This window comes from Vibrio sp. J1-1 (assembly GCF_021728395.1).
GTDB lineage: Bacteria > Pseudomonadota > Gammaproteobacteria > Enterobacterales > Vibrionaceae > Vibrio.
In genome coordinates, this window is record NZ_JAKKCM010000004.1 from 135,704 (window position 1) to 160,465 (window position 24,762).

17 protein-coding genes are annotated in these 24,762 nt (G+C 44.6%); 6 read left to right on the forward strand and 11 right to left on the reverse strand.

The window, feature by feature from the left end; genetic code table 11:
- The first annotated feature begins 156 nt into the window (after positions 1-156).
- Together panP and L3V31_RS07830 are read left to right on the forward strand one after the other, a co-directional pair.
- Complete coding sequence (gene panP, locus L3V31_RS07825; RefSeq protein ID WP_237315526.1) at positions 157-1,803, forward strand: pyridoxal-dependent aspartate 1-decarboxylase PanP; 1,647 nt, start codon at positions 157-159, stop codon at positions 1,801-1,803.
- Positions 1,804-2,114: 311 nt separating this feature from the next.
- Positions 2,115-2,969: a MurR/RpiR family transcriptional regulator gene (locus tag L3V31_RS07830; RefSeq protein ID WP_237315527.1), complete on the forward strand. Its 855-nt coding sequence runs from the start codon at positions 2,115-2,117 to the stop codon at positions 2,967-2,969.
- Between the two features lie 61 nt (positions 2,970-3,030).
- Here the strand turns inward: L3V31_RS07830 and L3V31_RS07835 are convergent, their stop codons facing one another.
- Positions 3,031-4,272: an iron-containing alcohol dehydrogenase gene (locus L3V31_RS07835; protein ID WP_237315528.1), complete on the reverse strand. Its 1,242-nt coding sequence runs from the start codon at positions 4,270-4,272 to the stop codon at positions 3,031-3,033.
- Between the two features lie 298 nt (positions 4,273-4,570).
- On the opposite strand from L3V31_RS07835, the gene L3V31_RS07840 reads away from it, so the two are divergent.
- Both L3V31_RS07840 and L3V31_RS07845 read left to right on the forward strand, forming a co-directional pair.
- On the forward strand, positions 4,571-4,840 hold the full coding sequence (locus tag L3V31_RS07840) for a GrxA family glutaredoxin (protein WP_014231567.1): 270 nt from the start codon (positions 4,571-4,573) through the stop codon (positions 4,838-4,840).
- A gap of 179 nt (positions 4,841-5,019) precedes the next feature.
- On the forward strand, positions 5,020-6,702 hold the full coding sequence (locus L3V31_RS07845; RefSeq protein WP_237315529.1) for an aspartate:alanine antiporter: 1,683 nt from the start codon (positions 5,020-5,022) through the stop codon (positions 6,700-6,702).
- Positions 6,703-6,785: 83 nt separating this feature from the next.
- On the opposite strand, the gene fabV is transcribed toward L3V31_RS07845, so the two are convergent.
- The 8 genes from fabV to L3V31_RS07885 all read right to left on the reverse strand — a co-directional run bounded on the left by fabV (position 6,786) and on the right by L3V31_RS07885 (position 19,002).
- Entirely contained in the window at positions 6,786-7,988 is a 1,203-nt protein-coding gene (gene fabV, locus L3V31_RS07850) for an enoyl-ACP reductase FabV (protein ID WP_237315530.1), read from the reverse strand.
- Positions 7,989-8,165: 177 nt separating this feature from the next.
- Positions 8,166-10,448 (reverse strand): acyl-CoA dehydrogenase, encoded by a 2,283-nt coding sequence (locus tag L3V31_RS07855; RefSeq protein ID WP_237315531.1) that lies wholly within the window; start codon positions 10,446-10,448, stop codon positions 8,166-8,168.
- Positions 10,449-10,527: 79 nt separating this feature from the next.
- Complete coding sequence (locus L3V31_RS07860; RefSeq protein WP_237315532.1) at positions 10,528-11,154, reverse strand: TetR/AcrR family transcriptional regulator; 627 nt, start codon at positions 11,152-11,154, stop codon at positions 10,528-10,530.
- Between the two features lie 549 nt (positions 11,155-11,703).
- On the reverse strand, positions 11,704-12,855 hold the full coding sequence (gene nhaA, locus L3V31_RS07865; protein WP_237315533.1) for a Na+/H+ antiporter NhaA: 1,152 nt from the start codon (positions 12,853-12,855) through the stop codon (positions 11,704-11,706).
- Between the two features lie 351 nt (positions 12,856-13,206).
- Positions 13,207-14,262 (reverse strand): lipocalin-like domain-containing protein, encoded by a 1,056-nt coding sequence (locus tag L3V31_RS07870; protein WP_237315792.1) that lies wholly within the window; start codon positions 14,260-14,262, stop codon positions 13,207-13,209.
- 65 nt (positions 14,263-14,327) lie between these two features.
- The gene (locus L3V31_RS07875; RefSeq protein WP_237315534.1) at positions 14,328-16,781 is read right to left on the reverse strand and encodes an ABC transporter permease; all 2,454 of its coding nucleotides are present in this window, start codon (positions 16,779-16,781) and stop codon (positions 14,328-14,330) included.
- On the reverse strand, positions 16,762-17,433 hold the full coding sequence (locus tag L3V31_RS07880; RefSeq protein WP_237315535.1) for an ABC transporter ATP-binding protein: 672 nt from the start codon (positions 17,431-17,433) through the stop codon (positions 16,762-16,764). The genes L3V31_RS07875 and L3V31_RS07880 overlap by 20 nt, the downstream gene beginning before the upstream one ends.
- A gap of 192 nt (positions 17,434-17,625) precedes the next feature.
- On the reverse strand, positions 17,626-19,002 hold the full coding sequence (locus L3V31_RS07885; protein WP_237315536.1) for an MATE family efflux transporter: 1,377 nt from the start codon (positions 19,000-19,002) through the stop codon (positions 17,626-17,628).
- Between the two features lie 95 nt (positions 19,003-19,097).
- On the opposite strand from L3V31_RS07885, the gene L3V31_RS07890 reads away from it, so the two are divergent.
- Positions 19,098-20,540 (forward strand): DUF2867 domain-containing protein, encoded by a 1,443-nt coding sequence (locus L3V31_RS07890; protein ID WP_237315537.1) that lies wholly within the window; start codon positions 19,098-19,100, stop codon positions 20,538-20,540.
- Positions 20,541-20,580: 40 nt separating this feature from the next.
- Here the strand turns inward: L3V31_RS07890 and L3V31_RS07895 are convergent, their stop codons facing one another.
- Both L3V31_RS07895 and L3V31_RS07900 read right to left on the reverse strand, forming a co-directional pair.
- Positions 20,581-21,207, reverse strand: coding sequence for a NapC/NirT family cytochrome c (locus L3V31_RS07895; RefSeq protein ID WP_237315538.1), 627 nt, complete (start codon positions 21,205-21,207; stop codon positions 20,581-20,583).
- A 30-nt stretch (positions 21,208-21,237) separates the two neighbouring features.
- Positions 21,238-21,861, reverse strand: a complete 624-nt coding sequence (locus L3V31_RS07900; RefSeq protein WP_237315539.1) for a cytochrome c-553 — start codon at positions 21,859-21,861, stop codon at positions 21,238-21,240.
- A 565-nt stretch (positions 21,862-22,426) separates the two neighbouring features.
- Between L3V31_RS07900 and L3V31_RS07905 the strand changes: the two genes are divergently transcribed.
- Entirely contained in the window at positions 22,427-24,739 is a 2,313-nt protein-coding gene (locus L3V31_RS07905; protein WP_237315540.1) for an OmcA/MtrC family decaheme c-type cytochrome, read from the forward strand.
- Positions 24,740-24,762: the final 23 nt, after the last annotated feature.

A 24,762-nucleotide genomic window follows, 5' to 3' on the forward strand; every position in this document is an offset into this window, starting at 1 on the left:
CGACCTCTGAGAAACCGCCTACTCTACGTTATTGGTATATGACTTGGTTTTCATTTCATCAACATGGCCTTGCATAATTAAAACGGGACTTTGAAACCGTTTTGGTTTAGATTGTGCCGCTCGCATCACCCAAATTACTACAAATGATTCTTTGCTATGGTTAAGGAACAAAAAACCGCTGACGTTAGTTTTGAGAGCTTATTAAAGATCTTCACTGTCCCTGAAGGTCCAGACTCGACGTTAACAAAAATTGAAGAAGGTCTCTCTCGAAACTTGAATCAATTTCTTCGTGAACACATCGTGGCAGAAGAAAAGCCTTTACGTGAAATAGAGAAAGACTTTTCTTCTGCTCAGATTCCTGAGCAGCCTGAGTTTGTATCAGACCATACCGAGCACTTGTTAGACACGTTGGTGTCGCACTCGGTTCATACGTCAGCTCCAAGCTTTATCGGCCATATGACATCGGCACTGCCTTACTTTTTGATGCCTTTGTCTAAAATTATGATTGCCCTGAACCAAAACTTGGTGAAGATCGAAACGTCGAAAGCGTTTACGCCATTAGAACGCCAAGTACTGGGCATGTTGCACCGATTAATCTACGCCCAGTCGAATAATTTTTACGACCAATGGATGCATAGCGCCAACCATTCTCTTGGTGCATTTTGCTCTGGTGGCACGATCGCGAACATCACTGCCCTTTGGGTTGCCCGAAATAAGGCATTAAAAGCAAACGGTGAGTTTAAAGGTGTAGAGAAAGAAGGCCTATTCAAAGCCATGAAACATTACGGCTATGAAGGCTTAGCTATTTTAGTTTCTGAGCGTGGTCACTACTCACTTAAAAAAGCGGCAGATGTACTGGGCTTGGGTCAGGAAGGCCTAATCGCCGTAAAAACGGATGCAAATAACCGAATTATTGTCGATGATCTTAAAGCGAAAATCATCGACCTCAAGAAGCAAAATATCAAGCCGATTGCAGTGATTGGTGTAGCGGGTACGACTGAAACTGGTAATGTTGATCCTCTCGCTTCGATTGCTGAAGTTTGTCAGGAGCACGATTGTCATTTTCATGTTGATGCAGCATGGGGTGGCGCGACATTGATGTCTAATCATCACCGACACCTGCTGACTGGCGTTGAGCTAGCAGACTCAGTAACGATTGACGCGCATAAGCAGCTTTATATACCTATGGGCGCAGGCATGGTTCTGTTTAAAGATCCTGATGCGATGAGATCCATCGAGCACCACGCTCAGTACATCTTGCGTAAAGGTTCTAAAGATTTAGGCAGTCATACTCTAGAAGGCTCTCGTTCTGGTATGGCGATGTTGGTGTATGCGGCAATGCACATTATTAGCCGACCTGGCTATGAGCTTTTGATCGATCAAAGCATCGACAAAGCACGCTACTTCGCTGATTTAATTAAGAAACAGGACGATTTTGAACTGGTTTCTGAGCCAGAACTATGTTTGCTCACCTACCGCTACTTACCGCCCAACATCCGTGAGGCGCTAGAGCAAGCGCAAGGTGCGCACAAAGAGGAACTGAATGAGTTAATCAACCAGCTAACTCAGTTTATTCAAAAGCGTCAACGTGAAACTGGTAAGTCATTTGTTTCTCGCACCACGCTTAACCCAGAGCAGTGGGAGCGCCTGAGCACTATCGTCTTCCGGGTAGTACTTGCAAATCCTCTGACCTCTACAGACATTTTTGATGCTGTTTTGGACGAGCAAAGGCTTATTGCTCAACAAGCACCAAACTTAAACGCGAAAATCCAAGAACTGGCTTCTAAGATTTTGGCATCTTGACGATAAGTTCGGGTTACATCAGTTTGAAAATTTCTTTCTTTTTGATGTAACTCACTAATCATTCTTGGCTAACCTGAGAAACAAACCAGCATTTTCACATTCATTTCTGTAGTTTTCAGAAAATTTTGTTTGAGGTTTGTCAAATTCTCACTAAATAGTAACCGTATTTGGTTTAGCCGAATTAAAGATCAGGTTTATACTGAATCTATGGCGCTGGTAGTTTTAGTTAACGCTCTTCACCACTGGGAAACCTTTGGTTTTCTATCCGTTAACAGAGCCAGCGAGTTGTTCTCTATACCCTCGTGAACACTATGAATACATTAGAAAAAATTCAAAAAAATCTGGAGAATTTCAGTAAATCTGAGCGCAAAGTTGCAGAAGTAATTATGGCGTCTCCACAAACTGCTATTCACTCGAGCATTGCCACGTTAGCTAAAATGGCCGACGTAAGTGAACCCACTGTAAACCGCTTCTGTCGTCGCCTGGATACAAAAGGCTTTCCAGATTTTAAACTTCACCTGGCACAGAGCTTGGCTAACGGTACGCCTTACGTAAACCGAAACGTAGAAGAAGATGACGGTCCTGATGCGTATACGCACAAGATTTTCGAATCCACGATGGCTTGCTTGGATGTGGCGAAAAACAGCCTAGATGCAATGCAAATTAATCGTGCTGTCGATTTGCTGACTCAGGCGAAGCGTATTTCTTTCTTTGGATTAGGCGCATCGTCTGCCGTTGCCCGAGACGCGCAAAACAAGTTTATTCGCTTCAATATTCCCATCACTTGCTTTGAAGATATCGTCATGCAACGCATGAGCTGTATTAATTGCAGTGATAATGACGTGATTGTTCTGATCTCTCATACTGGCCGCACCAAGAGCCAAGTAGAAATTGCGAACCTTGCTCGTGAAAATGGCGCGACTGTTATTGCGATTACAGCAAAAGACTCTCCGCTAGAAAAGGCAAGCTCTTTGGCTATTACGCTTGATATCCCTGAAGATACGGACGTATACATGCCAATGGCAAGCCGAGTTGTACAGATGACGGTGATTGATGTTTTGGCAACGGGCTTTACTCTCCGTCGAGGTTCGGGCTTCCGTGAAAACCTCAAACGAGTGAAAGACGCGCTAAAAGACAGTCGCTACGATAAATTAAGCCAATACTAATTATCGTTATAAAGGGAGCTATTTCGCTCCCTTTTTTATTTCGCACATCAAGAGAAACGCTTTATTCGTCGACACTTGTCAGATTCGTTCTCGACGTTTCTAATACCTCGACTGAACCAACTCGTGGCACGCTTTCAACGTCGATATTACCCCTACAATCACAGACTTGTTTAAGAATGTAGATAAGACGTTCTTGGTTTAAAGGTAATGGGTTACCCTTTATCGCAACAGACTTAAGTGCATCGCTCGCCACCTGCTCAAAAGAAGTCTGACACACTCCGAACTGTCCAAGTGAGGGTAACTCTAACTTATCAAGTATCATTTTCACCCAAAGCACGCCGTCATGTTCATTCGCATTAGTACGACCTGTAACAAGCTGAGCAAGCTTTCTATAACGATTCATCACATCTGTCCTACCCGCTTTTTTCGCAGCGTAGATGTTCTCCTGCATAACATGAGGTGCTAAACGCGCGGTTATCACGCTATGAGGAGCATCAAGCTTGCCTCCAAGAGCGGAAGCCAGACCATGCGCAGCACCTAGTTTTGCATTAGTAATCGCCATACCACCTAGCAAAGCCGCAAATGATAAATCAGATCGTGCTTTATGGTCGTTATGTTTACACCCTGCGATGACTGATCGACTTAACCGACGCAATCCTTCTTCGCACACCATATCCGTTAACGGGTTTGGTTCACCACATACGTAGGCTTCCATCAAATGAGTAAACGCGTCCATTGCACCACGTCCAGAGGTGTATGGTTCAGTATCATAAGTTAACGTCGGGTCGACAATCGCAACGTCCGCGAGCATATCCGGACTTCTTAGGCTGACTTTGACTTTATCTTGCCCAGATTTTAATACCGCATTTCGAGTCACTTCAGACCCCGTACTTGCGGTCGTTGGAATCGCGATAAAGTGTAGAGGTTTTGCCTTTAGCGGTACATTTCTGCCAACAACTTCAACATAGTCATAAACATTGCCATGATTAGGAATAATAGCCGCTAACGCTTTACCCATATCAAGCACACTGCCTCCACCAATAGCAATAACCATATCTGGCTTAAATTTTCGGCCCAGAACCGCAGTCTCTTCCACCATTGTGATATTAGGCTCACCACTAATCGCGACGTGCTGATAACGCATACTCTGTGCTTTGAGATAATTGAGGATTGGTATTGCTCTTTGCCTGTCCCGACCTGTGACTAACAATACGCTGTAACCGAACTGGTTAATGATGGATAACGAAGACTGTAGTGCGCCTTCACCAAAAATAATCCTTGTTGCAGTCATGAACTGAAACATACATTTCCTCCCACAAACAATAACTCCCACTAGATTGCTACGGTTTCTATTAAAAAAAGTTGACCAATTCCACCTTGCTATCAATATCCATATAAAAAATATGCTTTTATGCGCCACTTCACATCGTAATTATGAGAAGATTTTTTGTTCGATAGGTTTCACCTATAAAACCAAGAGGCAATTGCTACTTTATTTCCGTATTTGGATCGGGCATAGTTAGCCAAATGAAAGAGAGCCACTTAACCAACGCGTTTTTGTCTGCTTTCAATAAAGAATAGATTTAGGAGAAATTAAAATTATGTTCGTTGTTATCTTCGGTCGCCCAGCATGTCCTTACTGTGTTCGTGCAAAAGAGCATGCAGAAACGCTAAAAGCAAAACGTGATGACTTTAACTACCGTTACGTTGATATTCATGCTGAAGGCATATCTAAAGCAGACCTTGAGAAAACAGTAGGCAAACCAGTTGCGACTGTTCCTCAAATTTTCATCGACCAAGAGCACATTGGTGGTTGCGATGAGTTTGAAGCTTACGCGAAAGAGCACCTAGGTCTATTCGACGTAGCGTAATAAAAAGTATAATTTCCTAAAAGCCGCTTCTTATTGCGGCTTTTTTATTATTTTTCATATGGTTACTCCCCTAAATCAACTAATGGAAAAACATAAAAAAATTCACTTACCTTTTTGCTATATTTAGTTACAATTCGCCACTCTAATCTTTCTTGGCACACACTTTACCGAGCCACACAGTGAACATAGACGTAGTATATCTTCTCGAACAAAACCCTATCCTTCTAATCTTCGTCGTATTAGCCATCGGCCTTGCCTTCGGAAAAATCCGATTTGGTAACTTACAACTAGGTAACTCCATCGGGGTTCTCATAACTTCGCTTATCATGGGCCACTTAGGCTTCTCTTTTAATGCAGAAGCGTTAACTATTGGCTTTATGCTGTTTATCTACTGCGTAGGTATTGAAGCAGGCCCTAACTTCTTTGGTATCTTTTTTAGAGACGGAAAGCACTACTTTATTCTAAGTATGACCGTACTGGTTTCAGCAGTATGTTTAACTTATGGATTAAGCCATTATTTTGGGCTCGATTTTGGGCTTTCAGCAGGTATGATGGCGGGCGCATTAACCGCAACCCCAGTACTTGTGGGGGCACAAGACGCGCTGAACTCAGGTTTGGCGACGATACCACGTAATATGGATTTTGCACTGGTATTAGAAAATTTATCCGTAGGCTATGCAATGGCTTATCTGATTGGCTTGATAAGCATGATCATGTTTGCCAAGTTGCTGCCAAGGCTACAGAAACAGAACCTTTCTGATTCAGCACAACAAATTGCTCAAGAGCGTGGGCTCGGTAATTCTGGACAGAGAAAAGTCTATCTCCCTATCATTCGTGCCTATCGCGTAGGTCCGGAACTGATCGACTGGACGGACGGTAAAAACCTGCGTGAGCTGGGTATCTACCGACAAACTGGTTGCTACATTGAGCGAATTCGCCGCAATGGCATTCTCGCCCACCCTGATGGTGACGCTATTCTCCAAGAAGGCGATGAGATTGCACTCGTTGGTTTCCCGGATAGCCACGCTCGGTTGGATTCCAGCTTCCGCAACGGCAAAGAAGTCTTTGATCGCAACTTGCTGGACTTACGCATTGTGGAAGAAGAAATCGTGGTGAAAAGTGACTCTATAGCTGGTAAACGTTTATCCGATCTTAACTTGTCGGAGTTTGGTTGTTTCTTAAACCGGGTAGTACGCGCGCAGATTGAAATGCCAATGGACTTAGACATCGTGCTTGCCAAAGGTGATGTTCTTCAGGTCAGTGGTGAAAAAAGCCGAGTACACGGGCTTGCGGAAAAAATCGGTTTCATCTCGATTCACAGCCAAATGGCAGACTTACTGGCATTTTGTAGCTTCTTCATCTTGGGCATTATGTTCGGTTTGATCACAATGACATTTGGCCAAGTGTCATTTAGCTTAGGTAATGCAGTAGGCTTGTTACTTTCTGGTATTACCCTGGGTTTCTTACGTGCCAACCACCCTACTTTCGGTTACGTTCCGCAAGGGGCGCTGAATATGGTGAAGGACCTCGGTTTGATGTTCTTTATGGTAGGTATTGGCCTCAGCGCTGGTGGCAAAATGTTTGAACATCTGACACAGGTAGGCCCGAAAGTAATTGGTTTGGCCTTTATTGTCAGTGTAGTTCCTGTGGCGCTGGCTTATCTCGTCGGGGCCTATGTACTTAAAATGAACCGTGCATTGCTTTTTGGTGCCATTATTGGTGCCCGTACATGTGCGCCAGCCATGGATGTAGTAAACGACTACGCGAAGTCAACAATTCCCGCGTTGGGCTATGCTGGCACGTATGCAATTGCGAACATCTTAATGACGTTGGCGGGTACGATTCTCATCATATTGAGTTGATTCGGTAAAGTTCAAAAACAAAAAAGGCGCTCAGTGAGCGCCTTTTGCTATATAAATATTAGGAACGACCTAAACAATAGCAATTAGATTTGGATGAAATCTGCTTCTACTGCTGGGTTCACGTCTGCTTCGTAATCCACACCGTCAACACCAAAGCCGAATAGCTTCAAGAACTCTTCTTTATACTCAACGTAGTCAGTCAGCTCTTTTAGGTTTTCAGTCGTGATTTGTGGCCATAGGTCACGACAGTGTTGCTGGATGTCTTCACGAAGTTCCCAGTCATCTAGACGTAGACGGTTCATGTCGTCCACTTCTGCCGCAGAGCCATCTTCTTTATAAAGACGTTGGCTGAACATGCGGTAGATTTGCTCCATACAACCTTCGTGTACGCCTTCTTCACGCATCTTCTTGAACACCATTGCAATGTACAGTGGCATTACAGGAATTGCAGAACTTGCCTGAGTTACAACAGATTTAAGAACCGCAACGTTCGCGCTGCCGCCTGTTTCTGCTAGCTTCTCGTTAAGTGCTGTTGCTGCGCGGTCCAGGTCCATTTTCGCTTTACCTAGCGCACCATCCCAGTAGATTGGCCAAGTTAGCTCAGTACCGATGTAGCTGTATGCTACAGTCTTACAACCTTCAGCCAGTACACCAGCTTCAGACAGTGCGTTGATCCAAAGTTCCCAGTCTTCACCGCCCATTACGGTTACTGTGTCTTTGATCTCTTCTTCTGTTGCAGGCTCAACACTTGCTTCGATGAGCACGTCTTTGTTGGTATCAACCGCTGTAGAAGTGTAAGTTTCACCGATTGGTTTTAGAGATGAACGAATCAGTTCACCCGTCTCTGGCAATTTACGTACTGGAGAAGCCAGTGAGTAAACCACCATATCAATCTGACCAAGGTCTTGTTTGATCAGCTCGATTGTTTTCTCTTTTGCTTCGTTTGAGAAAGCATCGCCGTTCAGGCTTTTCGCGTATAGGCCTTCTTCACGCGCCAATTTTTCGAAAGCGGCAGCGTTGTAGAAACCTGCAGTGCCTGGCTTCTTCTCTGTGCCTTCTTTTTCAAAGAACACACCGATAGTTGATGCACCGCCACCAAATGCCGCAGCGATACGAGAAGATAGACCGTAGCCACTTGATGCACCCACAACAAGAACGCGTTTTGGTGCGTTTTTAATTGGGCCTTGCGCTTTAGTGTAAGCAATTTGTTCTTTTACATTAGCTTCACAACCAACAGGGTGCGTAGTAGTACAGATAAATCCACGAATTCTAGGTTTGATGATCATATTCAACTTCCTTTAAAAAACCTTGTAAGGATAAAAGTTTCGCTTCGAGTTCGCATCTAATTTCTGTAAAAATGCTTCGAAAATGCAAGTGGTTGGAGCACTCTGTTGTTATTTTTGAGCGAGCGAAACAAAAAAGCACCTCAAAGAGGTGCTTTTATCGATATCTCTATTCGCTTGTTAAGCGGCTGAATTCAGATGTGACTTTTTTGGCGCGTCGGTACGAAGTTCCGAAAAGTCATGGCTGAAATGGTCTACTTGAATCGCTTTGTAGCGCAGTTTGTCCGCTGCTTTAATCTTATCGACTTCTTCCTGAGTTAAAACGTCAGCCTCGAGTGCTTGTTGCAAACGGTCATTCAACAGACCTTTACGAGCGACTTTACCATCTTTAACGCCCTTAATAAGCTTACGCTCTAAAGGTTTGATATCGTACATCGCAAGGAAAGCTTTTTCCATTAAACCGATATTGTCATCTTCAGCTTTGCCTATGTAGCATAGATGAGTTAAACGATCACGCTGTGCACCCGGAGTCATCATTGCCTCTGCAATACGCATGCTCAATTCATCACTAGGCTTGTTGAAATGGTTACCGAGTGGGAATAAAAGCCCTTTAAGCACTCCACCAACGTATTTCACTGGAAAGTTTGTATACGCTTCGTTTAGTGATTTAGCTGCGTTGTACAAACAGTGCTGCACTGCATAGTGAACGAAGTCCAAATCGCCTTGCTGACGGCCTTCATCTTCGTACTTCTTAAGTGCTGCTGATGCCATGTACAGGAAGCTTAAGCCATCACCTAAACGTGCAGAGATCATCTCTTTACGCTTCAGATCGCCACCGAGTGTCAACATAGCGAAGTCTGCGCTCACAGCAAGATCTCGGCTTAGACGCGTGATGTCTTTGTAGTACTTCTTAGTTGGACCGCTCATTTCTGCTTTGATAAAGCGAGAACCTGTTAGTGCGGCACCCAATGCGCCAAATGTGTTTCCTGTAGCGTGCTTAATATGTTTGAACAGCAGTTCATCAAACTCTTTCGCACCTTGCTCTGCATCAGGGTTCGCTGCCGCTTCCATCTCTTTTAGTACGTATGGATGACAACGAGTCGCACCTTGACCAAAGATCATCAGGTTACGCGTCAGAATGTTTGCACCTTCAACGGTAATCGCAACTGGAATACCCACGTAATGCTTCGCCAGGTAGTTCATCGGGCCATCTTGGATTGCGCGGCCAGCGTGAATATCAAACGAGTCATTAAGAAGCGTACGTGCTATCTCGGTCATATGATATTTAGCAATAGCTGTGACGATACCCGGCTTTTCTTTCATGTCTAACGAAGTAGTTGTCAGTGTGCGCGTCGCTTCAAGAAGGTAGGTTAAGCCACCGATACGGCCCATTGCTTCTGCTACACCTTCGAATTTACCGATAGACATGCCGAACTGTTTACGCACGTATGCATACGCGCCGGTTGTTCTGGTTGTTAGGTGTCCGATAGCGGCACCAAGCGCTGGCAGTGAAATACCGCGACCAGCCGACAAACATTCAACCAGCATACGCCAGCCTTTACCTGCGTAATCCGCACCACCAATCAACCAATCCATTGGAATAAAGACATCTTCACCACGAGTTGGACCATTCATAAATGCAGAACCTAGTGGGTCGTGACGTTCACCAATTTCAACACCTTCGTGATCGGCAGGAATCAGAGCACAAGTGATACCAATATCTTTCTTGTCACCTAGTAGACCTTCAGGATCCTGTAGTTTGAATGCCAGACCTAAAACCGTCGCTACAGGCGCTAGAGTAATGTAACGCTTGTTCCAGCTAAGGCGAACACCCAGCACTTCTTCACCATTATGCTTGCCATAACAAACGACACCCTGATCTGGAATACCGCCCGCATCAGAACCTGCTTCAGGACCTGTAAGCGCGAAACATGGAATATCGGTACCGTCAGCAAGACGAGGCAACCAGTAATCTTTTTGCTCTTGTGTACCATAATGAGAAAGAAGCTCACCTGGACCCAATGAGTTTGGTACCATTACCGATACAGCCGCACTGATGCTTCGAGTCGCAATGCTCGAAACAATCGTCGAGTTAGCATGTGAAGAAAACTCGCGACCGCCATATTCTTTAGAAATAATCAGAGAGAAGAAACGCTCTTTACGTAAGAATTCCCACACTTCTGGAGATAAGTCTCGGTCTTCTTTGACGATCTTTTGATCGTCAAGCATATCGAGTAGCGTTACGAGCTCATTGTCCATAAAGGATTGCTCTTCTGCTGTTAACTTCGGAGTTGGGTATTGGTGCAGCGTTTTAAAGTTTGGTTTGCCGGAAAATAGCTCTGCATCCCACCAAACACTACCTGCTTCCATTGCTTCTTTTTCCGTGCTGGACAACGGAGGTAGTACTTTTTTAAACATCTTAAATGCTGGGTCACTAATCCATTTTCTTCGTAGAGAGCTCATTGTTCAGATCCTTTTGTTCACGTCACCTTACGGCATAATTTATTATTGGTTTACCTAACAGCTTACTTGTTTAAGTCATTTACTTCGCTGACATACCTGCTGACAAGTAAGGAATTAACAAATCGACTACAGACTTAATATCGACTTCTTGATCGAATTTACTTTCTGCAAGCTCTAGCAGCGCTTGACTAGATGCCATCGTGAAAACGCAAGTTCCGAGCGTGAAATGTAATCGCCAGAATAGTAGCTCTTCCGTTAGCTCTGGATTCGCTTTCATGATAGAGGTAGTAAATAACTTCAATACTTCGTCGTAACGAGTGGTGATGAACCAACGTAAATGTCCCTGCACATCCGTGTAACCGCGGCCCAGCAGTAGCATAAACAACGCTGTACCATTTGGTCTTACTTCATTAAGTGTAGCTAGAGGCAATCTCAGCGATTCAAACACTTCTTCCATCGTATAATTATCGCGCGTATTCAGTTCGACTAGAGAGGTCTTGATACTCGGCATCAGCGCTTCTAGGTATCGGTCTAAAACCGCCCTAACCAGTGTCTTTTTATCACCAAAATGGTAATTGACTGATGCAAGGTTTACATTCGCTCTGCCAGTAATGGTTCTCAGTGATGTATCATTGAACCCATACTCTGCAAACAACCCTTCTGCGACATTGAGTATTTTTTCTTTTGTTGAAGTTCTTGGGGCCATTTTAATCACTCGTATTAAACAACTGTTTAAAATATACCGCCAACACCGAGATTAACAAACGATTAACATCACATTTTCAAGATTTATTCTTTCAATAAAAACACTCAACGTTTAAACAAGATAAATTTTAAACAGAGTAATTTCGGTGCGATCACAGTTTACATGGGGAGAACTCAAGCAGCTCAGTGGATTGCAGGTGATAAACTCCTGGTTATATTGTCCATAGATACAATGAGTTAAATTGTTACGTCAAAATTCGCTATGTATTGGGAAAATATTTTTCAAAAAAATGGAACTGTTTGGGAAAAGCTCGGTCTGAATATATGTAACAACTAGGGCATTTTAAGTTTCACTGGCCGTCAAACTTTTCCATCTGATTGTTACGTTGCTGCTTTTTTCTTATTAACTCCTATGTTTGTATCCGCCCAGTCAATTTTTCGACTGGGCTTTTTTTCGCCTGTAACTTTTGCTCTGTAACTTCATTTCATTTTACGGCCATACAGATATAAAAAACCTCCCGTCTGGGAGGTTTTTCATGTGCTTAAGTGTTTATGCTTGTTTCTTTTTTGGCAAAGATAGATGCAGTAGCACGTAACCAATTATCGCTGCTGTCGTTGACCCCATTAAAATACCTAGTCTTGCGTAAGTATCGAACTCTGGGCTCACATTTCCGAATGCGAGTGACGAGATAAAGATAGACATAGTAAAGCCAATACCACAAAGCACAGAGACCGCGAAGATATGTTTGAAACTAATACCTTCAGGTAGCTTCGCCACGCCCAGTTTCACTGCCGCCCAGCTGAAGGAAAAAATACCAAGTGGCTTACCCAACAACAAGCCAAGCGCGATACCCAATGGCAGCATTGAAGTTAATCCAGATAGAGACACGCCTTGTAACGAAATACCAGCGTTTGCAAATGCAAACAGTGGAAGAATACCAAACGCCACGTATGGATGAAGCGCGTGCTCCATGTGTTTCAGCGGTGAATGCTCGCCCGGCTTACCTTGAAGCGGGATAGCAAAACCGATTACCACACCAGCAAGCGTCGCATGAACACCCGACTTAAGAACAGCAAACCAAAGGATAGCACCCACAATCATATATGGTGTTAGTTTGGTCACCTTCTTAGCGTTCAACAAGAACAGTAAACCAGTCATGGCAAAGCCAACTAACAGTGCCATTGTAGATAGATCGCCCGTATAGAACAGAGCAATGATAACCACAACACCTAAGTCATCGATGATCGCCAAAGCGAGCAGGAATACTTTTAGACTTACTGGGACTCGTTTACCCAGGAGCGCCATAATACCCAATGCAAACGCAATATCCGTTGCCGCTGGAATTGCCCAGCCTGAAACCGCTTCGGCGTCACCCGCATTAAACGCAACATAAATAAGAGCGGGTGCCAACATACCACCTACCGCTGCAATCGCAGGGAAGATCGCTGTTTCTTTTGATTTCAACGCACCTTCAAGTAACTCTCGTTTAACCTCAAGGCCAATTAATAAGAAAAACACAGCCATTAGGCCGTCATTGATCCAGTGAGATACAGACATACCTAAAACATAAGTATGCAGAAAAGATTGATAATTTTCGCCCAGAGGTGTGTTGGCAATGGTCATCGCAATCACTGCAGCAATTACGAGAAGAATACCTCCTGCGGATTCCATTTTGAAAAAGTCACGAATGGCATCGTTCATACATTAACCCTTATATTTATTATCTTAATAAACGATCGACAAAGAATGATATGAGTTTATAGCTGTAAGAAACTTTAGAATAATCGCTTGTTCAGAGTATAAACTTCGTTATTTCCGATAATTGGTTCGCAAAACATCGTATTTTCCAACGTTAACTTTATGGTCATTACAACTAATTACAAACCAACTCTTTGCTATTTATTAATCAGTATTACTCACAATTCAGCATAACATGATTAAAATACTTATGATAAACACGGAGAATCATCATATTTATATCAAGGTACAGGAACAAAAAAGCCACCTCAAGGGTGGCTTTATAAATAAAAACAGATAGTAGCTAGCTAAAAACTAATAGCCAGTTAATTGCATAAATCCCCATGCCTCGTTAGAGCCTGATGCTAATGTAGGCCCTTCCCAATAAGGGATAACAAAAGGGAGCCACATATTGGTGTTAACGACATGTGTCGTCAGATCAATGTCGTATTCTGGCACATTGATAACCCATTGTAATGGCAGCCGTTTTCCGTTCGATAAGCTGGTTACTTGTATCGGTTTAATCGTGATCTCTGTCTCTGACAGGTTAATCACTTTACCCGAACGTGTTGATAAGGTGCCAAATATATGAGGCATTTGACCGTGATGACGATATCTGCTTACAGTCAACGCTCTGCCATCATCCAAGTTGAACGTGAACCAGTCCCAACCTTGTTGCCCTTCACCGATTAAACCGCTGCCCCACTCTTTTTGAGTCCAAGCAGTTCCCGATACCGGAACCCGTTGTCCATCTATATTCAAATTACCTTTCACATTAAGAAAAGGCGCACTAAAGCTAAAAGAGGCAACCGACTGCAAGGTATGCTTCACTTGAAAGCCTCTGTCGCCATTAACAACGAAAGGGCCATTTGTTTGTGTATTAAGGTCAACGCTGAATTCATCCGTCGCAACAATCAGCTTACCAGGGAAAGGAGTCGTGCCAAGCGAGCGCCAGTTCCAATTGTCAATCCATAAACTAAATGGACGATTTTGCATCCCAGCCTGGCCTATGCCACCTCGCGCAACACGTTGCTCTTTCCACACCTTGGAACCATGGCTAATGACGATGTGTGAGATATATAGCTGTGGATTTTGCCAACCTCTCGTTTCACGTTCATCTGTCGCTACTCTAAAATAGCTCCACTGAACGTTATAAACCCCACCGTTCTCATCTTGCAGCTTAGCGAAGTAATTCCACCATTCGTGCTGGTATTTGGGATGAAACCTAAAATCGGCTGGCAGTGAAACATGTTCATCAGGCAAAACAGGTTCAAAGATAGTGTTATTCTCTCTGGTCAGTATCGAGTTAATCTCAGTTTCCTGAGTGACCGTGTCTTCTGACCAAAACAGCGAGTACAGAGAACCTAGCATCACTACCACTGCCGTAATAAACAATATTGCTGCTAAGAAGCGCTTTTTGGAATTCTTTTTTGCCACTACAACGCATCCCTCAATGACTTCATTGGTGTACTTTTGATCATTCTAATGACAGGCAAAGCACCTGCAGCCATGATAGCCAGCATTGCCCAAGCAAGCGTCTTAGCGTATTCCCACGGGATTGTCTGTAACTCCAGTGACCAACCAAAAGATTGTCTGATAATAATATCCACAATCACATGAGCCAGAGCTAAACCCAGAGGCACAGCGATCAGCGCTGATATAGCCCCAAACGCAAAGAGCTGTAAGCCACCGAGTAAAACAAGCTCTTTGCCGGAAACGCCCATACATCTAAGTAGTGCGAAGTGACGCTGTCGAGATAGTTCACCTGCCAGTGTCGCAAAGAACAAACCGAAAACCGCGATGATAAGAGTAATGTTACCCAGCGTACCTGCGATAGCAAACGTATGATCAAAAACGCGCATTGCTTGGTTATAAATATTACTGCCATCAAAAATGCGGTCCTGCGATAAGCGGAACACGTTTTCTAGCCTGTTTTTCAGCCCTTCACCATCCACTTTACCTTCAAGGACAACGCCAAGCCCCACGTTACCCGTTCCTGCAAAAGCATACAGCCAATTTCGATGTGACATCATCACTTGGTTATAGGGGTTACCATAATCATAATAGACACCCGCGACTTGCCACCCTTCACCAAGCGGAGCATGAAGGTCAATAACATCACCAGGTCGAATATCGAGCTTTAACGCCATCGACTCGCTCACCATCACACTTTTTCCATGATGTAGCTGATACCAGTAACTAGGTACACCTAGCTTAACCGTTAAGGAATCGAGTTCCCCTTCAGAAGCACCGGTACTCACAACCTGAAGAACGCCCTGATCAGTGGGTAGATCTTTTTCCCAGCGCCACCACACAGACTTCACTTCAGGTTGCTGCTGCAACCAGCCGCTAATACGTGCCGCATTATTGTTGTTCGGGTAAATATAGATGTCCGCAGCCAAACGTTGGCTAAGCCATTTGTCGGTCGTATCTCTAAAACTACCAACCATAGTTTCAACACCAATATTTGCAGCAAGTGCAAGCATAAATGCCATACTTGCGACTCCACGGTAACTCATACTCGCCGCAGCATCTGCGAAGAACCACCTGACTCGTACCCAACGTAGCGAATAAGAAAAACTCTGAAATACGTGCCACATAATAAATGGCATTAGCAGGGCGACACTTAACATCATCAGCGCGACAATAGTAAAGCCTATCTCCTGCGTTTTTGGCGCTTGGTATACGGCTACCGCAGCAACACAGAAAGCACATGCAGCCAACGCTTGCCAAGAGAACTCTCGGCCAGCAAAACGCATGAGGGAAAGACGGGATGACAATCGAATAGGTTGTGATTTAAGCAGACGTATCAGCGGCCACAAACAAGAAATTAGAGCCCCCATCGCTGACATGATTAAGCTGTATATGCTCGATTTCCATGACCAACCGATAGACAAACCAACGTTCGCGTCATACAAATCACTTAAACTTGCCGATACTGTTGGAATCAGCTCATTTGCGAGTATTACACCCAAAAAGTTGCCACAGGCCCAAGCTACCGTCACGAGAATAGACAGTTCAAGTAATAAGGCTTGTGCAAGCTGAGTTCCACTGACACCTGCTTGGCGTAAAATCCCGACTAAGCGTTGTCGCTGAATCAGCGACAAAGACATGGCTTGATAAAAGATAAATAGCCCGACTAAAAACGACAGCATTCCCATCGCCGTTAAGTTCATATGAAATGCTTTAGTCAAAGACTCTAATTCGTTGCGCGTGTTATGAGTCAGCGTCATACCATTAGGTAGCATTTTTTTCAGTGCTGACAACTTCTCTTCTGACATTTCACCACACAAAATCGAAGACAAGCCAGAGCTGCGTTTCAACATGCGAAGTAAAGAGATATCAGTTATTAGCCTCGATCCCGAAAGCAGACCATTTTGGTCTACTTGAATCGGGCCCAGACGGCTGCCGTCCCTCATCTCAATAAAGTCACCATTTTGCCAGCCCATGTAAGAAGCCAAGTCTTGACTGGTCAGGATAGGATAAGGAGGCTTCATTATGGACAGAATCGGCATTTCCCCTAATGACTTTCCTTGCTGAAGAGGAATCATCGCAACAGGGTCAATACCGACCAACATCAGATTCATATCTGATTTAGCGTCTAAATGGATCACATCAAACGGGGCACATTGATTAAAGCCTGCTCGTCGCAGTTGGATATAGAAACCCTGAGGAACTTTATTGGCGGAGTGCTTGGTACTGATTCGGTATGGTAACGGGTTGGAGAAAAGCCTCTCACCAGTTGTGTAGCTCTGTTTCGCATGCTGGTTAATGGAGGTAACACCAACCAGAAGGGATACGCCTAAAGTTAAACCTAACCAGACGAGAATAATTTGCAATGGGTAACGACGGTAATGACCGAGTAGTGCCTTAACTACGGGCCATAACATGCAGTTGCCCCCCTTGAAGTCGGATTTTACCTTCCATATGGCCAGCTACCTTCTCACTATGGGTCACCAACAACAATGTGCAATTCAGTTGGCGTGCTAGTGAAGTTAATAAACGCATCACCGCTTCGGCGTTTCGTTCATCCAAACTTCCGGTAGGCTCATCGGCCAAGAGAATTTGTGGTTCCATATAAAGTGCTCGTGCAATCGCTGCGCGTTGTTGCTGACCACCAGAGACTTCTTCAGGATAACGGCCAAGAAGAGGCATCAAATCAAGTGCAGAGAGAATCTGACGCCACAAACCTTGATCTTCAGGTAAACCTTTTAGTTGGCGACAAAAACGAATGTTATCCGCAATGTTTAGAGTAGGAAGAAGGTTAAATTGCTGGAAAATATTGCCAATATTATTTCTGCGATAAAGTGTTCTTAAACGCTCTGGAGCATCATGCATCGAAAAACCAACAAACTGAATTTCTCCGGAATCCACCGTGTCCAGCCCAGCAATCAAATTAAGTAAGGTACTTTTACCTGAACCACTCTCACCCATCAGAGCAACTTGCTCACCGCGTTGTAATGTTAATTCTGCCCCTTGCAAAACTGGGTGAAACTCTCCCCCATCTACATAGCCTTTACATAGGTCTGACAGTCTTAACATTAATATAGCCGCTCAACAGGTATTTAAAATTGGGATAAGAATCTACACTAAAATCGGTCCTGTAGGAAGTATTTTGAATACTAGATCACATTATCAAACCGCAAATGCAACTCGACTCAACTTCTCAAACTATTTTTATTGAAATTAAAAGAAATTTCCTGTCGCTAATGGTCTATTTCTCCCTTTGTATAATCATTTCCCAATTAGGTTTTTCATCCACTTTTTACTTCTCACACGTGGTAAGGAAATCGCCCACTTCACCACCTCCTCCGTCAGAAAGAGTAAGTACACCCATTGCGGCTCCCAACCAAGGTGAATAGCGGCAAAGGCAGCAAGTGGAATACCAATAACCCACTGTGCTATCAAGTCCTGATACAAGCAGAATTTAACATCACCGCCCGCACGCAAAACACCTATAATGACCATCATAGGAATGGAGCGCAATACCACACCAATGGCCAGAATTAGCATAAATTGCTCTGATAGTTGACGCGTTTCTGGCGACAAAGCGCTAAACGCATTCAGTATCCACTGGTTTGAAACCAACAGTATTAAGGCAACCATCACTGCAATGATCAGATTCAAAATCAGCGTCGCCCAGGCTTGATAGTAAACGGGTTCAAAGTTCTTTGCGCCTAACTGGTTGCCCACCAAAACTGCTGCAGCATTCGACAACCCTATCATCATTGCCAAGGCTATTGATTCAACGGGGGTCATTACAGAGAGAGCCGCTAAGCCTTGAACGCCTGCTTGTCCCATAATCGCGTGGTAAACAAATAACCCACCAGCCCATGCCAGAAAGTTAAACGTCGTTGGTAATGACAGGCTCAGAAAGCGCGTGATATTTTCCAACACTAATCCCGCTTGGATATCATTCCATCCAAACGCTAGAATATGTTTCTTAGCCCATAAATAACCAAATAAACAGCCCACTTCGATAGCGCCGCTAATGACTGTCGCGATGGCAGCTCCGGTAATACCAAGTGCAGGAAAGCCTAAGTGACCGAAAATCAACACCCAGTTCAGCAACACGTTCGAAACTATACCAATACCACTAAAGAAGGTGCTTAAGCCCGGCTGGTGCATTGCTCGCAAGCCCACGGCCATACTGGCAACGCAAGCCACAGCAAACATACTTGCAGACGAAACCACTAGATAGTTTGCCCCAAGATCAATAACCTGTTGAGAATCGGTGGTTAGACTCATGATGGGAGCAGGAAAGAGTACAAACAAGAGAACGGCCATCGCCGCAAACACCATTGATATCACCCAAGTAAGAGATGTACTTTCCCTTACGCCCGCTTTGTCCCCGGCACCCCAATATTGAGCGGTCAACAAGGCCCCACCAGTCGTGACACCGACTAGCATAATGGTAGTGACAAACGTGGCTCGAGCGGCCACTCCAACGGCGGCAATTTCAGCTTCACCAAGCTGGCCGAGCATCAATACATCGACCAGACTGCGGCTGGAAAACATAATGCTCTGAAGAGTGATTGGAAGCGCTATCGAAAACAAACGACGTAAAAATGCCTTATCGGCGTGAATCAAGAGTTGAGAAAAAAAAGACACGAGCACTCCAACGACAACTTATTGAAAGAAATGGAAAAGTGTCTCATGATTATACCTAGTGGTGATAATTCCACCAACAAAAAAAAGGACAAAGAATGAAAAAGGTGTTGGTACTTGGCGCGTCTGGATACATAGGCTCTCAACTTCTTCCTCTTTTACTAGATAAAGGTTACAGCGTCACTGCGGCAGCGCGACATATCGATTATTTAGAATCAAGATCCCGCCCTCACCCAAACCTGACTCTGAAATACCTGGATTTAGCTGACGCTGAAGCGACGCTAGCTATTGTGAATGATTTTGACTTGGTCTTTTTTTTGGTACACGGCATGGCTCAGGGAGATGACTTTGTCGAATACGAACTCAACCTTGCGTTAAACTTCAAGTTCGCCTTAGAAAAAAGTCGCGTTAAACACGTCATTTATCTAAGTGCAATTCAACCCCAAACAGGGAACTCACGCCATTTAGCAGCACGAAAAGCAACCGGAAAAATCATTCGCCAGTCCGGTGTCCCGGTCACAGAATTACGTGCGGGTGTGATTATCGGCCCAGGCTCTGCAGCGTTTGAAATAATGCGTGACTTCGTCTACAACCTGCCGGTCTTAGTCACACCAAAATGGGTGGACTCTAAAGCCAACCCGATAGCTCTGCCTAATCTGAATCATTACTTACTCTCCCTTGCAGCAGAACCACCACCGGAGGAAAGTAAGATCTACGAAGTCGGTGGGCCAGATACACTAAGCTACAGAGAGCAATTTCGCGTTATATGTCGAGTGACGGGTAAACCATACCGATTGTGGTCGACCCCACTGCTTACCCCTAAAATGGCGTCTTACTGGCTGGGGCTTGTTACTTGTGTTCCATCAAGTATTGGCAAGGCGTTGCTCGCTGGATTAGAACACGATTACATCGCAGATTCCGTCGCGATTGAGACTCGGTTTCCACAAGAAATGATCACTTATGAGCAATCGGTAACAGAGGCAATTGCTCACGAGGGAACGTTTGTTCGGAGCAACGTTTGGGGGTTTGAACCCGCGGCATTAAAGCGCTGGCAACCAGGATATGGCTACTTTCCCAAGCAAGCCGGAGCCAGCATTAAAACCAAAGCATCCGCCGAAGCTCTGTGGAAAGTTACCCAGAAAATTGGCAGCCAAGAGAAAGGGTACTACTTTGCGAATATTCTTTGGCGTACACGAGAGTGGCTGGATATCTTTTTTGGTGGCGGGAAGCCAGTTCGAGTCTCCCCTCCCGGACCGGAGCTCAAAGTGGGTGACTTCATTGACTCGTGGAAAGTGATCCGATGTGAAGAAAACCAGTTCTTATCTCTGTTTTTTGGTATGAAAGGTCCCGGGCTCGGACGCTTAGAAATCAATATAAAAGATGAAGGCGATGAGCGAGAGCTGGACATTACAGCATGGTGGCACCCGCAAGGCTTTCTAGGGCTGCTTTACTGGTTTGCCATGATGCCTGCTCACTTATTCATTTTTAATGGCATGGTTAAAACGATGGCTAGCCTAGCGGAAAAAGACCAAGGCCACTAGGCTGCCCTTTTTATATGTGTCAGAACCGATGAAGAAAAAATCAGTTAACCATAGCGGTCGTTTCAACTGCTTCTTCTTCGGCTTCTTCTTCGGCTTCTTCTTCGGCTTCTTCTGGCTCATCTTCTGGTAATTTGTGCGCTATCCCGGCGTGACAATCTATGCACGATTGATCCCGGGATTCCATCATTTGGTGTCGACGAGCCGTCGTGCGACCTTGCGCTTCGAAGTCCATGCGGTCAACCTGGTGACAGTATTTACATTGCTTAGACTTATTAGCAACGAACTCCTCCGTTACAATCGCCGCAAGTCTTGGCCGGTGTTCTGACTCAAAGTTCTCCAGCGTAATATCGCCTTTCAATTTATGGAATATATCCGCTGTCGCGGTGATTTTAACGATCATTTTGGGAATAAACTCTCTCGGAACGTGACAGTCACTGCATGTCGCGGCAATCACACCTTTTGAGTTTTTGTAATGTATTGACTCTTGATACTCCTCCACAATCGTATCCATTCCAATGTGGCATCCAAAACAGAAGTCGTTGGTGTTGGAATAATTCATAACGCCATGGTAAGCACCAAGCACAGCCACGCCTAAGATAAACGCGACCACGCCACCAAGAGGAATACCGAGCATCCATTTTTTGTTAGGTCGACTCCACCATCCCATATAGTTTGCTCCACCTTGCAAGTGATTGAATTATTGGAAACTCGCGTAATATTCAGACAGTGCCACCAAATCGTCTTCACTTAACCCTTTAACAGCGCTATCCATTTTCTTATCTACTGAACGTGCACCGCTATGGAACTGCTTGAGCGTGGTTAGCAAGTAGCCTTTTTGCTGGCCTGCCAGAATCGAGGTTTCATCCATCGGATCACTTCCCCCATCCACATGGCAACTGTCGCAATTTTTCTCGTGAATCATTTTCCCTTTATCAGCGAGAGATTGATCGAAGTCTTGCTTAGCACGAACAAACGCGAGCTGAGAATAGTGCGCGGCTAACTCTTCCACTTCCTCTTCGGAAAGCGATTTTACAATAGTCGCCATGTCACCACTTTTACTCGTATCACCATAAACATGCTTAACGGTTTCAGCAGGTCGCCCTTCACCGTATTGCAGCATTTGATCAATAAAATTAAATTCCGGTAAGCCGGCGATAGAAGGAATATTGGTATTTGTAGATACTCCACGCGGTCCATGGCATGCCTCACATTCCAAACGCTCAATTAATTCTGGAGCAGATGCTTGCACTGACGAAACCAGAAGAAAGTTTGCTGTAATCAACGTCAACGCTTGAGTTATTTTTGTCAAAGAAGAACACATAGGCTGCGATTCCTAAACTTAAATATTATTGAAAGACAGAGAGAACAAGGCGGCTGTATCTAAGATCTACTAGAAAGAAAGTGGAATAAACACGACGTTTCTAACGTCAAATCACTGCTATGCCATCGCTTCTTTATAAGCAATTCCCATATCAACCTATCCAAAACAACATCTCATTCACATACACCATACATGTTAGACCAAGCCCTTATAATTTGCCGACATTAGAAAGGCAAATATTAACCTTATTTTTTATAAGTCATTGTTATGCATAATAAAACAACAAAACCCATAACATTCAACACTTTGAGCGACATCACAACACTCAAAAAATCTCTTTAGCAAGCTGTGAAACACGGTTTTATGTCTATACTCAAAACAGTAAGTGGTAGAGTGGAATGTAAATTTTGACCCGTCGTTGTCCACTCTCTCCAAAAGATAATTAACAAGAATAAAGCAAACCATTTTATTTGGTCTCTTTATATTCAGAGCCGAAACTTCAACAAGTTGTATCTAAATTAGTCCCACTTTTATTTAAATCTATTAGGTGAAAGCGAGAGGGAAAATGAACAATAAAAAATCACTTTTCATAACAACCCTTGCCATGTTAATGGCCGCATGTGGTCCGGGCGGTAGCAATGATCAAAATACCCCTCCGCCAGATGTCAGTTCATTCAGCGTCGAAATCGAAACGCCGATGCTTATGCCCTCCGACAGTGGTAATGAAACAAAGTTGGTGGTTGACTTTAACGTTCTAGACGGCGCGGGACGTGATTACACGTTCGACACCGATAAAGACTTTAGAATCGCGGTGTTGAAAGCAATGCCAGCCCGTAGTGACGTAGAAGATACCAGTGATCCTGCTTACGACTATAACGGGCGTAACGGCAATACCTTCTGGAAGAGCTTCCATCACTCCAGTGATGCCTCTAATAATAGAGCGTCAATGGAGAATGTTTGGGATGGCGATTTAGAGAAAACAGACGACGGCTATCGTTATACCTTTGCAATTGCAGACATTTTGAAAGTCGCCGATCCGTATCCTGCCGATTCCGCTGATAATGGCGGGTATATAAGTTGGGATGAGGATAAATTACACCGAATCGTGCTCGCTTATGGGGACCAAGAAGTTGGTTTTACTCATGTTTATGAGTGGGTGCCAGGTACCAGTTCAGACAGCACTGTATCAAGAAATGTCATTGAAGACGGAACCTGTGCGAATTGTCATATGAACGAGCCACTTCGTCATGGGCCGGGTTATCGCTCAATCGACAACAACATCGCCGTTTGTACGTCTTGTCACAACGACAGTAACCCTGGTGCAGCACCGGCTCGCCGACCACTTGCTGCCGTCGTACACCAATATCACGGTAACGTCTTTAAACTTGGTAGTGACAGAAGTGACCTTACGACTTATAAACAGCCAGTTGACGATACTGGACAGTTAGTCACGGACATAAACGGTCTTGTCGTTGAGGGCAGCCCATTCCCACAAGATGCGCGCAACTGTACGACTTGTCACTCGAGTGACACGGCAAAAGCATCGGATGCAAACAACTGGTTTGAACACCCAACACAAGTTGCCTGTGAAACCTGTCACTTGTTCCGTGATCGCGGAGCCCATGCAAACCAAGTCGGTACGGCATGGATTCGTGACGGCTCTCCACAAAATACCTGTACTGGATGCCACCGCCCTTATGAGCGTGATGAAAATGGTGATCCAATCATTGGTGAAGATGCCAGCCGAAGCGCTAAAACCGTTCATATGACGCGTTTAGCGAACCTTTCAACCGCCAGAGATACCTTAGACGTCACAATCGAGCAAGCTCGATTCATTGATGATAGCTTTGAAGTTCAAGTTCGCATCATGAAAGACGGTGTGGGTATAAGCACGATGGGTGACATTAATCCATACATCAATAATGACGATCACTTCTACCTTCTTCTTAACTGGGATAACGGTGAAGGCCCTCTATTGTCGTATTTAAGCCCTTTAACTTTCTCGTCACCATCACCGCTCCCAACCGTTAATCTGGACATGAATGGAGACGGCTCGGTTGGCGATGGCTGTGTTGCTGAAGGCGATGGCATGTTCACCTGTCAGAAAGACTTCAGTACTTCTGATGTCAAACCAACCAGCACCTCGAAACTGACTGTCAACATTGCAGAAGTACCTCTCTGTGCAGACAGAAAAGAAGCAGTGTTAAGTGAGTGTGTCAACTTTACTGGTATTGATCTAATCAAGAACCCGTTCATGATTGCAGCGCATAACACTTCTGCAGCCTTCGGTATTGGTGGTGTAGAAATTTCTCATGACCTCCCTATGGGCGCGGATATTGAGAGCTGTAACGGTTGTCATGAAGAATTGACAATCCACAAAACCTCTCATGCGGCGACTGATTTCCAGCAATGTAAAAATTGCCATAACTCAGAACGCCCATCTTTTTACACTGGCATACCAGCAGATCTGAAATACCACGTACACTCATATCATGCGTATGGTTCTCATCGCAATGGTGAGGCGGTATTCCCAGGAGCAATAAACAATTGTGAAGCTTGCCATACTTCGTCTCAATTTAACCTGCCAAGTCAGGAAAATACGCGTCCATCATTGGCGATGAATACAGCAGGAGACACTAAATACTACAGTCCGGCTCTTGTGGCCTGTGGTGCATGTCACCTTGAATCAGCGCTCGCTGACGCCGATCCTGAGACTGTCGCAGGTGACGCAATCCTGAGTCACATGCTGAATAACGGCGCGGTCTTTGGTGCTGATACTGCAGAAGAAGCCATGGGTTCTGAGCAATGTTCGACATGTCACGCTATTGGGCAATCTCAGGGTGTAGACAAGGTTCACAAGGTATATGACTACCGTTGAAACGTCATTGATCATAAGTAATT

Excerpts from the sequence above, each read along its gene's own strand:
- panP (WP_237315526.1), top strand. The coding sequence starts at position 157 with ATGGTTAAGGAACAAAAAACCGCTGACGTTAGTTTTGAGAGCTTATTA.
- L3V31_RS07830 (WP_237315527.1), top strand. The coding sequence starts at position 2,115 with ATGAATACATTAGAAAAAATTCAAAAAAATCTGGAGAATTTCAGTAAA.
- L3V31_RS07835 (WP_237315528.1), bottom strand. The coding sequence starts at position 4,272 with ATGTTTCAGTTCATGACTGCAACAAGGATTATTTTTGGTGAAGGCGCA.
- L3V31_RS07840 (WP_014231567.1), top strand. The coding sequence starts at position 4,571 with ATGTTCGTTGTTATCTTCGGTCGCCCAGCATGTCCTTACTGTGTTCGT.
- fabV (WP_237315530.1), bottom strand. The coding sequence starts at position 7,988 with ATGATCATCAAACCTAGAATTCGTGGATTTATCTGTACTACTACGCAC.
- L3V31_RS07855 (WP_237315531.1), bottom strand. The coding sequence starts at position 10,448 with ATGAGCTCTCTACGAAGAAAATGGATTAGTGACCCAGCATTTAAGATG.
- L3V31_RS07860 (WP_237315532.1), bottom strand. The coding sequence starts at position 11,154 with ATGGCCCCAAGAACTTCAACAAAAGAAAAAATACTCAATGTCGCAGAA.
- nhaA (WP_237315533.1), bottom strand. The coding sequence starts at position 12,855 with ATGAACGATGCCATTCGTGACTTTTTCAAAATGGAATCCGCAGGAGGT.
- L3V31_RS07870 (WP_237315792.1), bottom strand. The coding sequence starts at position 14,262 with ATGCTAGGTTCTCTGTACTCGCTGTTTTGGTCAGAAGACACGGTCACT.
- L3V31_RS07875 (WP_237315534.1), bottom strand. The coding sequence starts at position 16,781 with ATGTTATGGCCCGTAGTTAAGGCACTACTCGGTCATTACCGTCGTTAC.
- L3V31_RS07880 (WP_237315535.1), bottom strand. The coding sequence starts at position 17,433 with ATGTTAAGACTGTCAGACCTATGTAAAGGCTATGTAGATGGGGGAGAG.
- L3V31_RS07890 (WP_237315537.1), top strand. The coding sequence starts at position 19,098 with ATGAAAAAGGTGTTGGTACTTGGCGCGTCTGGATACATAGGCTCTCAA.
- L3V31_RS07895 (WP_237315538.1), bottom strand. The coding sequence starts at position 21,207 with ATGGGATGGTGGAGTCGACCTAACAAAAAATGGATGCTCGGTATTCCT.
- L3V31_RS07900 (WP_237315539.1), bottom strand. The coding sequence starts at position 21,861 with ATGTGTTCTTCTTTGACAAAAATAACTCAAGCGTTGACGTTGATTACA.
- L3V31_RS07905 (WP_237315540.1), top strand. The coding sequence starts at position 22,427 with ATGAACAATAAAAAATCACTTTTCATAACAACCCTTGCCATGTTAATG.